The 12812-nt window shown below is 57.4% G+C and carries 10 protein-coding genes and 1 pseudogene; 9 read left to right on the top strand and 2 right to left on the bottom strand.

Going from position 1 to position 12812, the window contains the following annotated elements; all coding sequences use genetic code 11:
• Nucleotides 1-318: 318 nt before the first annotated feature.
• Nucleotides 319-1695, bottom strand: a complete 1377-nt coding sequence (locus tag H7698_RS07310; RefSeq protein ID WP_194690987.1) for a glutamine synthetase family protein — start codon at nt 1693-1695, stop codon at nt 319-321.
• Between the two features lie 278 nt (nt 1696-1973).
• Between H7698_RS07310 and H7698_RS07315 the strand changes: the two are divergent.
• From H7698_RS07315 to H7698_RS07350, 8 genes and pseudogenes are all read left to right on the top strand, one after another.
• Nucleotides 1974-2246 (top strand): annotated as a pseudogene (locus tag H7698_RS07315) (gamma-glutamyl-gamma-aminobutyrate hydrolase family protein); the annotation flags it as partial.
• Nucleotides 2247-2373: 127 nt separating this feature from the next.
• Nucleotides 2374-3732 (top strand): glutamine synthetase family protein, encoded by a 1359-nt coding sequence (locus H7698_RS07320; RefSeq protein ID WP_162438403.1) that lies wholly within the window; start codon nt 2374-2376, stop codon nt 3730-3732.
• Nucleotides 3733-3790: 58 nt separating this feature from the next.
• Complete coding sequence (locus H7698_RS07325; RefSeq protein WP_194690989.1) at nt 3791-5155, top strand: aspartate aminotransferase family protein; 1365 nt, start codon at nt 3791-3793, stop codon at nt 5153-5155.
• 196 nt (nt 5156-5351) lie between these two features.
• A complete protein-coding gene (locus H7698_RS07330; RefSeq protein ID WP_162438434.1) occupies nt 5352-6449 on the top strand; it encodes a polyamine ABC transporter substrate-binding protein in 1098 nt (365 codons plus the stop codon).
• 167 nt (nt 6450-6616) lie between these two features.
• Nucleotides 6617-7714, top strand: a complete 1098-nt coding sequence (locus H7698_RS07335) for a polyamine ABC transporter substrate-binding protein (protein WP_194690990.1) — start codon at nt 6617-6619, stop codon at nt 7712-7714.
• Nucleotides 7715-7787: 73 nt separating this feature from the next.
• Nucleotides 7788-8930, top strand: coding sequence for an ABC transporter ATP-binding protein (locus H7698_RS07340; protein ID WP_162438400.1), 1143 nt, complete (start codon nt 7788-7790; stop codon nt 8928-8930).
• A 35-nt stretch (nt 8931-8965) separates the two neighbouring features.
• Nucleotides 8966-9847, top strand: a complete 882-nt coding sequence (locus H7698_RS07345) for an ABC transporter permease subunit (RefSeq protein ID WP_178114308.1) — start codon at nt 8966-8968, stop codon at nt 9845-9847.
• Nucleotides 9844-10734 (top strand): ABC transporter permease subunit, encoded by an 891-nt coding sequence (locus H7698_RS07350; RefSeq protein WP_194690991.1) that lies wholly within the window; start codon nt 9844-9846, stop codon nt 10732-10734. The genes H7698_RS07345 and H7698_RS07350 overlap by 4 nt, the downstream gene beginning before the upstream one ends.
• 149 nt (nt 10735-10883) lie before the next feature.
• On the opposite strand, the gene H7698_RS07355 is transcribed toward H7698_RS07350, so the two are convergent.
• Entirely contained in the window at nt 10884-11525 is a 642-nt protein-coding gene (locus H7698_RS07355) for an HD domain-containing protein (protein WP_194690992.1), read from the bottom strand.
• A gap of 321 nt (nt 11526-11846) precedes the next feature.
• Between H7698_RS07355 and H7698_RS07360 the strand changes: the two genes are divergently transcribed.
• The gene (locus tag H7698_RS07360) at nt 11847-12812 is read left to right on the top strand and encodes a GlxA family transcriptional regulator (protein WP_194690993.1); all 966 of its coding nucleotides are present in this window, start codon (nt 11847-11849) and stop codon (nt 12810-12812) included.

The raw sequence follows: 12812 nt of genomic DNA on the forward strand, positions 1-12812 counted from the left end.
AATTGTTCATAATCACTGACATCAAATAACCATTCGCGCACTCCACAAGAGTACCGGCCACACCCAGTGACACTCGCCGCGCCAGCTTTTGAGTGTGACATCAACGCGATAACTGGTTTTTCAAATTCCGCTCATCGAGAGGGATAACTTGCTGCCCCACTTCTTCAGCAGGGCCTGTCGCAACAACCGCTGGTCGGCGCTTTTACCGCAAAGGCGTCGCCATGGCCGGGTTTTGTCTGTCTCGGCCGGCAGAACAAACCGCATAAAAAAAACGCCGCAGGCTGTGAGGCCGGCGGCGTTTTTGTTTGCTGCAACCACTTAAACGGTATGCAGGTACCAGTTGTATTCAAGGTCGGAGATGGAGTGTTCGAACTCCTCCAGCTCACTTTCCTTACAGGCCACGAAGATATCGATGTATTTCGGATCGATGTACTTGGCCATGACTTCGCTGTCGTCCAGCTCGCGCAGGGCATCACGCAGGTTGTTCGGCAGGCTTTGCTCGTTCTGCTCGTAGGAGTTGCCTTCTACGGGCGCGCCCGGCTCGATCTTGTTGGTCAGGCCGTGATGCACGCCTGCCAGAACCGAAGCCATCAACAGATACGGATTGGCATCGGCGCCCGCAACGCGGTGTTCGATACGTACGGCATCGGAAGAGCCGGTCGGTACGCGAATCGCTACGGTACGGTTGTCCAGGCCCCAGCACGGCGAGTTCGGCACGTAGAACTGTGCGCCGAAACGACGGTAGGAGTTGACGTTCGGGCAGAGGAAAGCCATCTGCGCCGGCAGGGTCTCGAGCACACCGCCGATCGCGTGACGCAGTGCGGCGTTCTGCTCGGGATCCTCGCTGGCAAAAATATTCTTGCCATCTTTATCAAGAATCGAGATGTGGACGTGCAGACCATTGCCCGCCTGGCCTGGATAAGGCTTGGCCATGAACGTGGTATCCATCTCATGGTCGTAGGCGATGTTCTTGATCAGGCGCTTGAGCAATACAGCGTAATCGCACGCTTTGATCGGGTCAGCCACGTGGTGCAGGTTCACTTCGAACTGCGCCGGAGCACTTTCCTTGACGATGGCGTCGGCAGGGATGCCTTGCTCTTTCGCACCTTCCAGAATGTCCTGGAGGCAGTCGACGTATTCGTCGAGGTCGTCGATCAGGTAGACCTGTGTCGAGTGCGGACGTTTGCCGGAGATCGGCGAACGAGGAGGCTGTGGGCGACCGTTAACGTTTTCCTGGTCGATCAGGTAGAACTCAAGCTCGAATGCGGCACAGATCGTCAGACCCATCTCGTTAAACTTGGTAACAACCTGGCGCAGGACTTCACGGGGATCCGCGAAAAAAGGTTCACCTTCGAGTTCGTGCATGGTCATTAACAGTTGCGCGGTAGGGCGCTTCTGCCAAGGCTCGTTGCACAGGGTGTCAGGGATTGGATAGCAGATTCGGTCAGCATCGCCGATGTCCAGACCCAGACCGGTGCTTTCCACCGTCGAGCCATTGATATCCAGAGCAAATAGAGAGGCCGGCAGGTTGATGCCTTTCTCGTAAACCTTGTGGAGACTGGTGCGTTCAATGCGCTTGCCGCGCACCACACCATTCATATCTGCAATCAGAAGGTCAACGTACAGAACCTCAGGATGTTCCTTAAGGAACGCGTTCGCTTCGTTAAGCTGAACGGCACGCGGGGGTACCGACATGATGCAACACCTTTGTTGTTAAAAATATCAATCATTGATCTCTTCGGGTTTCAGTCAACCCGAACGGCATGCCGAAGTCAAGCGAGGCCTTTTTTGCCCTAAAAAAGCGCTCGAAAGGCATTTTTGAGGCACTTTGGGGCGTTTTTTGGCCTTTGGACGTCTTGGCGTCCGCAGGCTTGAGCGGGCCGTGTTGTATTTTTTACGGGGGTGTTGTGTAAAAAAATGAACAAGGCTAAGCTCGAATCAAACCCATAACAGCAATAATACCGGGGTGCTTCATGTCTCGCCTGCCGTTAATCGGCGTCACCGACTGCTCTGCGCATATCGGTCTGCATGCTTATCACATCAGTGGCGATATTAACGTCCGCGCCGTAGCCCCAGCGGCTTCAGGTCTGCCGATGATTCTTGCGTCCATGGCGAACCGGCTGTTCCCGTCCGATATTCTGGACAGCCTTGATGGCACCCCCATTACGGTTACTTCATTCAATATAGATCCGATTCACAATAGCGGCCCGGCTTTCATGCAGGGCACCGCTGGCGATTCTGCACGCCTGGTATTTGCCGCGCGATACGGAAAAGCACGATAGCCTGTCGCAGACACACATTTCAACGCGACGCCGATGCGTCAAACATCGCCTGACTTACAAGAGTCAGGAAACTCAAAGCCTAGAGGCATTTATGAGTAACAACCTCGACCAGCTCACCGATTGGTTGAAAGACCACAAGATCACAGAAGTCGAATGCATGATCGCCGACTTGACCGGGATCACCCGGGGCAAGATTTCGCCGACCAACAAGTTCATTGCTGAAAAAGGCATGCGACTGCCCGAGAGCGTTCTATTGCAGACCGTGACCGGTGACTATGTCGAAGACGACATCTATTACGAACTGCTCGACCCGGCGGACATCGACATGATCTGCCGCCCCGATCAGAACGCGGTGTTCCTGGTGCCTTGGGCCGTCGAGCCGACCGCCCAGGTGATCCACGACACCTATGACAAGCAAGGCAATCCGATCGAGCTGTCGCCGCGCAACGTGCTCAAGAAGGTCCTCAAACTCTATTCCGACAGAGGCTGGCAGCCGATTGTGGCGCCGGAGATGGAGTTCTACCTGACCAAGCGCAGTGACGACCCGGACTACCCGTTGCAACCGCCTATCGGGCGTTCAGGTCGCCCGGAAATCGGCCGTCAGTCGTTCTCTATTGAAGCCGCCAACGAATTCGATCCGCTGTTCGAAGATGTCTACGACTGGTGCGAACTGCAGGAGCTGGACCTCGACACGCTGATCCACGAGGACGGCACGGCGCAGATGGAAATCAACTTCCGTCACGGTGATGCCCTGTCTCTGGCTGACCAGATTCTGGTGTTCAAACGCACCATGCGCGAAGCCGCGCTCAAGCATGACGTGGCCGCGACTTTCATGGCCAAGCCCATGACCGGCGAGCCAGGCAGTGCGATGCACTTGCACCAGAGCATCATCGACATCGAGACCGGCAAGAACGTCTTCTCCAATGAAGACGGGACCATGAGCCAGTTGTTCCTGCACCACATCGGAGGCTTGCAGAAGCTGATCCCCGAGTTGTTGCCGCTGTTCGCGCCGAACGTCAACTCGTTCCGCCGCTTCCTGCCGGACACTTCGGCACCGGTGAACGTGGAGTGGGGCGAAGAGAACCGTACCGTGGGCCTGCGGGTTCCGGATGCCGGTCCGCAGAACCGTCGGGTGGAGAACCGCCTGCCGGGCGCTGACGCCAACCCGTACCTGGCGATCGCCGCGAGCCTGCTCTGCGGTTATATCGGCATGGTCGAGGGGCTGAACCCGAGTGCGCCGGTGGTAGGACGTGGCTATGAACGCCGCAACTTGCGCCTGCCGCTGACCATCGAAGACGCGCTGGAACGCATGGAAAACAGCGCGACTGTCGAGAAGTACCTGGGCAAAAAATTCATCACTGGCTACGTCGCGGTCAAGCGGGCCGAGCATGAAAACTTCAAGCGCGTGATCAGTTCGTGGGAACGGGAATTCCTGCTCTTCGCCGTCTGATGCGCTGCGGCGCGACAGGAAATAGTCGCGCCTTCACTGCAAACTTAGGAGAATTCGCATGACCAATAACAATCCGCAAACCCGTGAGTGGCAAGCACTGAGCAACGACCACCACCTGGCCCCGTTCAGTGACTTCAAGCAACTGAAAGAGAAAGGCCCGCGCATCATCACCAGCGCGAAGGGCGTTTACCTCTGGGACAGTGAAGGCAACAAGATCCTCGACGGCATGGCCGGCCTGTGGTGTGTAGCCATCGGTTACGGTCGCGATGAACTGGCCGATGCCGCCAGCAAGCAAATGCGTGAACTGCCTTACTACAACCTGTTTTTCCAGACCGCTCACCCGCCTGTGCTGGAGCTGGCCAAAGCCATCGCCGACATCGCGCCTGAAGGCATGAATCACGTGTTCTTCACCGGTTCCGGGTCCGAAGGTAACGACACCATGCTGCGTATGGTTCGTCACTACTGGGCGATCAAGGGGCAGCCGCAAAAGAAAGTCATCATCAGCCGCAAGAACGGTTATCACGGTTCCACCGTGGCCGGCGCGAGCCTGGGTGGCATGACCTACATGCACGAACAAGGCGACTTGCCGATCCCGGGCATTGTCCACATCGCCCAGCCTTACTGGTTCACTGAAGGCGGGGACATGACGCCGGAAGAGTTTGGTGTATGGGCCGCCAATCAGCTGGAAGAAAAGATTCTGGAAATCGGCGTTGATAACGTCGGTGCCTTTATTGCCGAGCCGATCCAGGGTGCCGGTGGCGTGATCATTCCGCCAGACACCTACTGGCCGCGCATCAAGGAAATCCTCGCCAAGTACGACATCCTGTTCGTGGCGGACGAAGTGATCTGTGGTTTCGGCCGCACGGGTGAGTGGTTCGGTTCCGATTTCTACGACCTCAAACCGGACATGATGACCATCGCCAAAGGCCTGACGTCGGGCTATATCCCGATGGGTGGCCTGATCGTGCGCGACGACGTGGTCGCGGTGCTCAACGAGGGTGGCGATTTCAACCACGGTTTCACCTATTCCGGTCACCCGGTGGCCGCTGCGGTGGCGCTGGAAAACATCCGCATCATGCGCGACGAAAAAATTATCGACCGCGTTCGCGAAGAAACGGCACCTTACTTGCAGAGTCGCCTACGGGAATTGAGCGATCACCCGTTGGTGGGTGAAGTGCGCGGTGTAGGGCTGTTGGGGGCAATCGAACTGGTTCAGGACAAGGCCACTCGCAAGCGTTACGAAGGCCGTGGCGTCGGCATGATTTGCCGGACATTCTGTTTTGAAAATGGCCTGATCATGCGCGCCGTGGGCGACACCATGATCATTGCTCCGCCGCTGGTCATTACCAAGGCGGAAATCGATGAGCTGGTGACCAAGGCTCGCAAGTGTCTGGACCTGACCCTGAGTGCGTTGCAAGCCTAAGTGCTAGGCTCTGAGCGGGGTGTGAAATTCGCATTTCGCTCAGAGCAAACAAAGGATGGGTCTTTCCTTGAAAGCCTGCCTTGTATCTTGCCAGACTACCCGTTGTTTTAGTTGCCCAGGAAAGGCCGCTGGCTCTTGGTTAACAAGAACGTGGTTAAAAAGAATAATTGGAGCATTACCCATGAAGGCATTAGGTATGAAGATAGCTGGCAAGACCCTCCTCGCCATGTCCCTGATGGGCGTGATGGCAGGCGCAGTTCAGGCGGACGACAAGGTTCTGCACGTGTACAACTGGTCCGATTACATCGCACCGGATACCGTCAAGAAGTTCGAAGCCGAGTCGGGGATCAAAGTGGTCTACGACGTATTCGACAGTAACGAAACCCTTGAAGCCAAGTTGCTGGCAGGCAAGTCCGGCTACGACATCGTCGTACCGTCGAACAACTTCCTGGCCAAGCAAATCAAGGCCGGCGTCTATCAGACACTCGACAAATCCAAACTGCCTCTGTGGAAAAACCTGAACCCGGATCTGCTCAAAGCGGTATCGGTCAGTGACCCGGGCAACGAACACGCGTTCCCGTACATGTGGGGTTCGATCGGTATCGGTTTCAACGCCGAGAAGGTCAAGGCTGCACTGGGGGCTGATGCACCTACAAATTCCTGGGACCTGATTTTCAAACCTGAAAACGCCGCCAAGTTGAAAGCGTGCGGGATCAGCGTCCTCGATTCGCCAACCGAGATGATTCCGGTGGCGCTGCACTACCTGGGCTATCCGACCGACAGCCAGGACAAGAAGCAATTGGCTGAAGCCGAAGCACTGTTCCTTAAAGTCCGTCCTTCGATTGGCTACTTCCACTCGTCCAAGTACATCTCTGACCTGGCCAACGGCAACATCTGCGTAGCCATCGGTTACTCGGGTGATATCTACCAGGCCAAGTCCCGCGCAGCTGAAGCCGGTGACAAGGTGAAAGTCAGCTACAACATTCCGAAAGAAGGTGCCGGCAGCTTCTATGACATGGTCGCCATCCCTAAAGATGCCGAGAACGTCGAAGGTGCCTACAAGTTCATGACCTTCCTGATGAAGCCGGAAATCATGGCTGAAATCACTAACGCCGTACGCTTCCCGAACGGTAACTCCGCGGCAACACCGTTGGTTGATAAAGACATCACCAGCGACCCGGGCGTTTATCCGCCAGCGGATGTTCTGGCCAAGTTGTACGCGATTGCCGACTTGCCGGCCGCCACGCAGCGGATCCTGACCCGCAGCTGGACCAAGATCAAATCGGGTAAATAAGTAATAACCCTGTAGCAGCTGCCGCAGGCTGCTACAGGTATCTGCATAAAAGTTTTGCTGGAACGGTTTTTCGAGGGTAAGTTGCGCGCCGGTTTTGTTGCAGGGCTGCTAATGCTGTCATGTAACACGGGGCAACTTGGGCCCAACTAATTTTAGAGGACCTCCACTTGCCTATTTTTTCTTTGTTGCGCAATGCCCTGCTGGTTGGTGCCGGACTGACACTCGCTGTCAGTGTCCAGGCTGCCGGTACGGTGCATATTTATAACTGGTCGGACTATATCGGTCAGACCACCCTGGCGGACTTCCAGAAAGAAACCGGCATCAAACCGGTGTATGACGTCTTCGATTCCAACGAAACCCTGGAAGGCAAATTGCTGGCCGGGCGTACCGGTTACGACGTCGTTGTGCCGTCCAACCACTTCCTCGGCAAGCAGATCAAGGCCGGCGCTTTCCAGAAGCTCGACAAGTCCCAACTGCCCAATTATTCGAACCTCGACCCGGTGCTGCTCAAGCGCCTGGAACAGAACGATCCGGGCAACCTGTATGCCGTGCCGTACCTGTGGGGCACTAACGGCATCGGTTACAACGTCGACAAGATCAAGGCAGTGCTGGGCGTCGACACGATCGATTCGTGGGGCGTGCTGTTCGAACCGGAGAACATCAAGAAGCTGCAAAGCTGCGGTGTAGCCTTCCTGGATTCCGCCGATGAAATGATGCCGACGGTCCTCAACTACATGGGTCTGAACGCCAACAGCACTAACCCCGAAGATTACAAAAAGGCTGAAGCCAAGTTGCTGGCTGTGCGGCCGTACGTCACGTACTTCCATTCTTCCAAATACATTGGGGACCTCGCCAACGGCGACATCTGCATCGCGATCGGTTTCTCCGGCGACATGTTCCAGGCCAAGAACCGCGCCGACGAAGCGAAGAAAGGCGTGAACATCGCCTACTCGATTCCGAAGGAAGGTGGCGCGCTGTGGTTCGACATGCTGGCGATTCCAAAGGACTCGTCCAACGTCAAGGAAGCTCACGCATTCATCAACTATCTGCTGAAACCTGAGGTGATCGCCCAGGTCAGTGATTACGTCGGCTACGCCAACCCTAACCCGGGGTCGGACAAGCTGATGGAGCAATCCATTCGCACCGACGAAGCGGTTTATCCACCGCAAGCCGTCCTCGACAAGACCTATGTGTCCATCGAGTTACCACCAAACATTCAACGTTTGATGACCCGCAGCTGGACCAAGGTCAAGTCGGGTAAATAGCTTCAAGGCTCAAACTATCCAAGGTTGGCTCACCTTGAGCGAACTGCACTCTTTTTTTCTGGGAGTTTCGTAAATGGCAGTTGCCTCCGGCGCCTATAAGAAAGCCCTCGAGGGCGACCAGACACCTAAACAGGTGTTGGTCAAAATCGACCGGGTCACGAAGAAGTTCGACGAGACGATTGCCGTGGACGATGTGTCCCTGGAGATCAAGAAAGGCGAGATTTTCGCCTTGCTCGGCGGTTCGGGATCGGGCAAATCCACGTTACTGCGCATGCTCGCGGGTTTCGAGCGGCCTACGGAGGGGCGCATTTTCCTCGATGGCGTAGACATCACCGACATGCCGCCTTACGAGCGGCCGATCAACATGATGTTCCAGTCCTACGCCTTGTTCCCGCACATGACCGTGGCGCAGAACATCGCCTTCGGCCTCAAGCAGGACAAGATTCCCGCCGCTGAAGTCGATGCTCGCGTGGCTGAAATGCTCAAGCTGGTACAGATGAGCCAGTACGCCAAGCGCAAGCCGCACCAATTGTCCGGCGGTCAGCGTCAGCGTGTGGCACTCGCCCGTTCCCTGGCCAAGCGCCCGAAACTGTTGCTGCTCGACGAACCGATGGGTGCGCTGGACAAGAAGCTGCGTTCGCAAATGCAGCTGGAGCTGGTCGAGATCATCGAGCGCGTCGGCGTAACCTGCGTCATGGTGACCCACGACCAGGAAGAGGCCATGACCATGGCCGAGCGTATCGCGATCATGCACCTGGGCTGGATCGCCCAGATCGGCAGCCCGATCGACATCTATGAAACCCCGACCAGCCGCCTGGTCTGCGAATTCATCGGCAACGTCAACATCTTCGAAGGCGAAGTGATCGACGACGCGGAAGGTCACGCGATCATTACCTGCAAGGACCTGGACCGGAAAATCTACGTCGGCCACGGCATCAGCACCTCGGTGCAGGACAAGTCGGTCACCTACGCAATCCGTCCGGAAAAACTGCTGGTCACTGCAGACATGCCGACTTGCGAATACAACTGGTCCAGCGGCAAGGTCCACGACATCGCCTACCTCGGCGGTCACTCGGTGTTCTACGTCGAATTGCCAAGCGGCAAGCTGGTGCAGTCCTTCGTGGCGAATGCTGAGCGCCGTGGCCAGCGTCCGACCTGGGGTGATCAGGTCTACGTGTACTGGGAAGACGACAGCGGCGTGGTGCTTCGCTCATGAACATGCGCAAATTCAAACGCCGCCTCAATCGAATAATTCCCGGTGGCCGCCAGTTGGTCATCGGGGTTCCGTTCATTTGGCTGTTCCTGTTCTTCATGCTGCCGTTCTTCATCGTTCTGAAGATCAGCTTCGCCGAAGCCGACGTGGCCATCCCGCCGTACACCGAGATCTACAACTTCGTTGACCAAAAGCTGCAGGTGCTGCTCAACCTGGGCAACTACGCGATGCTCGGCGACGACGAGTTGTACATCGCCGCGTACCTGGGCTCGTTGAAGATGGCGCTGATCAGCACCGTCCTCTGCCTGCTGATCGGTTATCCAATGGCCTACGCCATCGCCAGTGCCCGCAAAGAAATGCAAACGGTGCTGGTGCTGCTGATCATGATGCCGACTTGGACCGCGATCCTGATTCGCGTGTATGCGTGGATGGGCATCCTCAGCAACAACGGTCTGCTCAACGGTTTCCTGATGACCATGGGCTGGATCAATGAACCGCTGCAGATCCTCAATACCAATCTCGCGGTGTATATCGGCGTGGTGTATTCCTATCTGCCGTTCATGATCCTGCCGCTCTACGCCAACCTGGTGAAGCACGACAACAGCCTGCTGGAAGCCGCGTCCGACCTCGGTTCGAGCACCTTCAACAGCTTCTGGAAAATCACCATTCCCCTGTCCAAGAACGGCATTGTCGCTGGCTGCATGCTGGTGTTCATTCCCGTCGTGGGCGAGTTCGTGATCCCGGAACTGCTGGGCGGTCCGGAAACCCTGATGATCGGTAAAGTGCTCTGGCAAGAGTTCTTCAATAACCGTGACTGGCCGGTGGCGTCTGCCCTGGCGGTGGTGATGCTGGCGATCCTGATTGTGCCGATCATTCTGTTCAACCGTAGCCAGGCCAAAGAAATGGAGGGCAAAGAATGAAGCGCTTCCGTTTCTCAAGCTTCATGTTGGTAGTGGGTCTGCTGTTCATCTACGCGCCGATGCTGATCCTGGTGATCTACTCGTTCAACGCTTCCAAACTGGTAACGGTGTGGGGCGGCTGGTCGATCAAGTGGTACGTCGGCCTGATGGATAACACCCAACTGATGGGCTCGGTGGTGCGCTCGCTGGAAATCGCCTGCTACACGGCGATTGCGGCAGTCGCGCTGGGTACACTGGCAGCTTTCGTGCTGACCCGTATCACCCACTTCAAGGGTCGCACGCTGTTCGGTGGCCTGGTCACCGCGCCGCTGGTAATGCCTGAGGTGATCACCGGTCTGTCGCTGTTGCTGCTGTTCGTGGCGATGGCGCAGATGATCGGCTGGCCGCAGGAACGCGGCATCGTCACCATCTGGATTGCCCACACGACGTTCTGTGCGGCGTACGTGGCGGTCGTGGTGTCGGCGCGCTTGCGTGAGCTGGACCTGTCCATCGAAGAGGCAGCCATGGACCTGGGGGCGCGGCCATGGAAGGTGTTCTTCCTGATCACCATCCCTATGATCGCGCCTTCGCTGGCGGCGGGCGGCATGATGTCCTTCGCGTTGTCGCTGGATGACCTGGTGTTGGCGAGCTTCGTGTCCGGCCCGGGCTCGACGACCTTGCCGATGGAAGTGTTCTCGGCGGTGCGTCTGGGCGTGAAGCCTGAGATCAACGCCGTGGCCAGCCTGATTCTGCTGGCGGTGTCGCTGGTGACGTTCCTGGTCTGGTTCTTCAGCCGCCGTGCCGAAGAGTCGCGCAAGAAGGCGATTCAGCAAGCGATCGAAGAAAGTGCTGCGGATTCGTGGAAGCAACCGGACGTGCGTCGCGCGCAGGCACCGGAAGCGGTTTGAGTCTGACGTCGGGTTGACCACGATCTTGTGGTTAACCCTAAAACCATGTGGGAGCGGGCTTGCCCGCGATGACGTCAGCACATTCAACTTCATAGTTGTGTGTTATTCCGCCATCGCGGGCAAGCCCGCTCCCACAGGTTTTTCAACAGTCAGGAAACCCAAGGCGACTTGCGAATAATCTCGACAAAGTTCATCGGCTTGAAGCCCGGCTCACTGTCCACCAGCACGTCCGCGTTCACGGTGCCGAACGTCGTGTCCGGTTTGTGTTTGAAGCCGTTGGCGAAGGCGCACAGGATGCACTCCTTGAACCCGTCACCCCGTGGATGCGCATGCACCACTGCCTCTCGCTGCACGTTGGAAAACGCCGCGTAGTCGATACCCAGCACATCCATCTCGACCCCGGCAGTGACCAGCGCCACGTTGGGCCGCAAGTGTTGCGGCACGCCCGGTGTGGTGTGCAGGGCAATCGACAGCCACACTTGTTGGATATCGTCATCCGAAAGACCGTAAGGTTTCAGGAATGCCTTGGCGGCGTTGGCGCTGTCGACTTCAAAGCGTTCATCGTCAGTGCGATGACCTTCCACCAACCCCAGATCATGGAACATCGCGCCGACGTAAAGCAGCTCGGGATTGTATTCAAGCTGCTTGCGTTCACCGCTAAGGGCGCCAAATAAAAACACCCGGCGGGAGTGGTGGTACAGCAAGTCGGATTCGACGTCGCGGATGTACTCGGTAGTGGCCCTGGCCAATGCGCTGTCGGGGATTTTGATACCGGCGATGATGCTGCTCATGGGTGCTTTCCTCGTGGGGAACGCCGTGGCGGCGCTGATGGAACAAGTCTGTTCCCGCCACCCTGAGCGGACAATCGATGCATGGCTGCGATCCTTGCCAATGAGCATGCATATCGCGCCAACCTCGCTTGTCAGGTCGGGATTGGCTAACGTGGAAGCCAGATCACGCACACATCCCTGTCGCAGCTGCCGAGGCACGAGGCTGCGTTGGGCTGCGTAGCGGCCCCGAAGGCGCTCCTGCGGACACGCAACGCAGCCTCGTGCCTCGGCAGCTGCTACAGGTATTACGTGCAATCAGGGCCTTTGAGGGCGTTTCCCGCCATGAGTAAAACCGTTGCCATCGTGGTATTCGCCGGTGTTCAGTCGCTGGACGTTACCGGCCCCATGGATGTGTTTTCCGAGGCCAATCGCTTCCTGCCTCCTCAGGATCACTATCGGCTGGATGTCATCGGCGTCGAGCGCGGGATGATGCCTTGTTCCAATGGCTTGTCGCTCAATGCCCATCGCCATTTCAGCGAGGCGCTGGAAGCTTACGACCTGTTGCTGGTGGCCGGTGGGCCGCAGTTGCCCTTCATGAATTTCAGCCCGACTTTCGATGCCTGGCTGCGTGACGCCTGCGCGCGGGCGAAACGCTTTGGTTCGATCTGCAACGGCGCCTTCATGCTCGCCCGGGCAGGGTTGCTGGAGAGGCGGACCGTGACGACGCATTGGGGCGATGCGGCGGCATTGGCTGCGTTGTATCCGTCGACACAGGTGGACGCCGATCGTCTTTACGTGCAGGACGCCGAGCTCTTTACGTCGGCAGGGGTCACGGCAGGGATCGATTTGTCGCTGTATCTGCTGGCCCAGGATCACGGCCCGGAAATCGCGTTGAGTGTGGCGAAGCGACTGGTGGTGTTCACGCAGCGCTCGGGCGGGCAATCGCAATTCAGCCCGTTCCTGACCCCGCACGCTGAACCGACGTCGGCGGTGGCGTTGGTTCAGCTTTACGTCCTGGCGAATCTCAATGGCGATCTGACCCTCGCCGACCTGGCCAATGCAGCCAACATGAGCGCCCGCAACTTTTCCCGGGTGTTTGCCAAGGAAGCAAAAATCACCCCGGCGGAGTTTGTCGAGCGGGCGAGGGTGGATGCAGCACGGGTGATGCTCGAAAGCACCGCTTCGCCACTCAAGACAGTGGCGTATCAGTGCGGTTTCCGCGATGCGCAACACATGCGCAGTGTGTTCAATCGTCGGCTTGGGGTAACGCCGCAGCAGTTCAGGTTGAATTTTGCGGCGATGGTTTGA

The organism is Pseudomonas sp. p50(2008) (assembly GCF_015351605.1).
Classification (GTDB): domain Bacteria; phylum Pseudomonadota; class Gammaproteobacteria; order Pseudomonadales; family Pseudomonadaceae; genus Aquipseudomonas.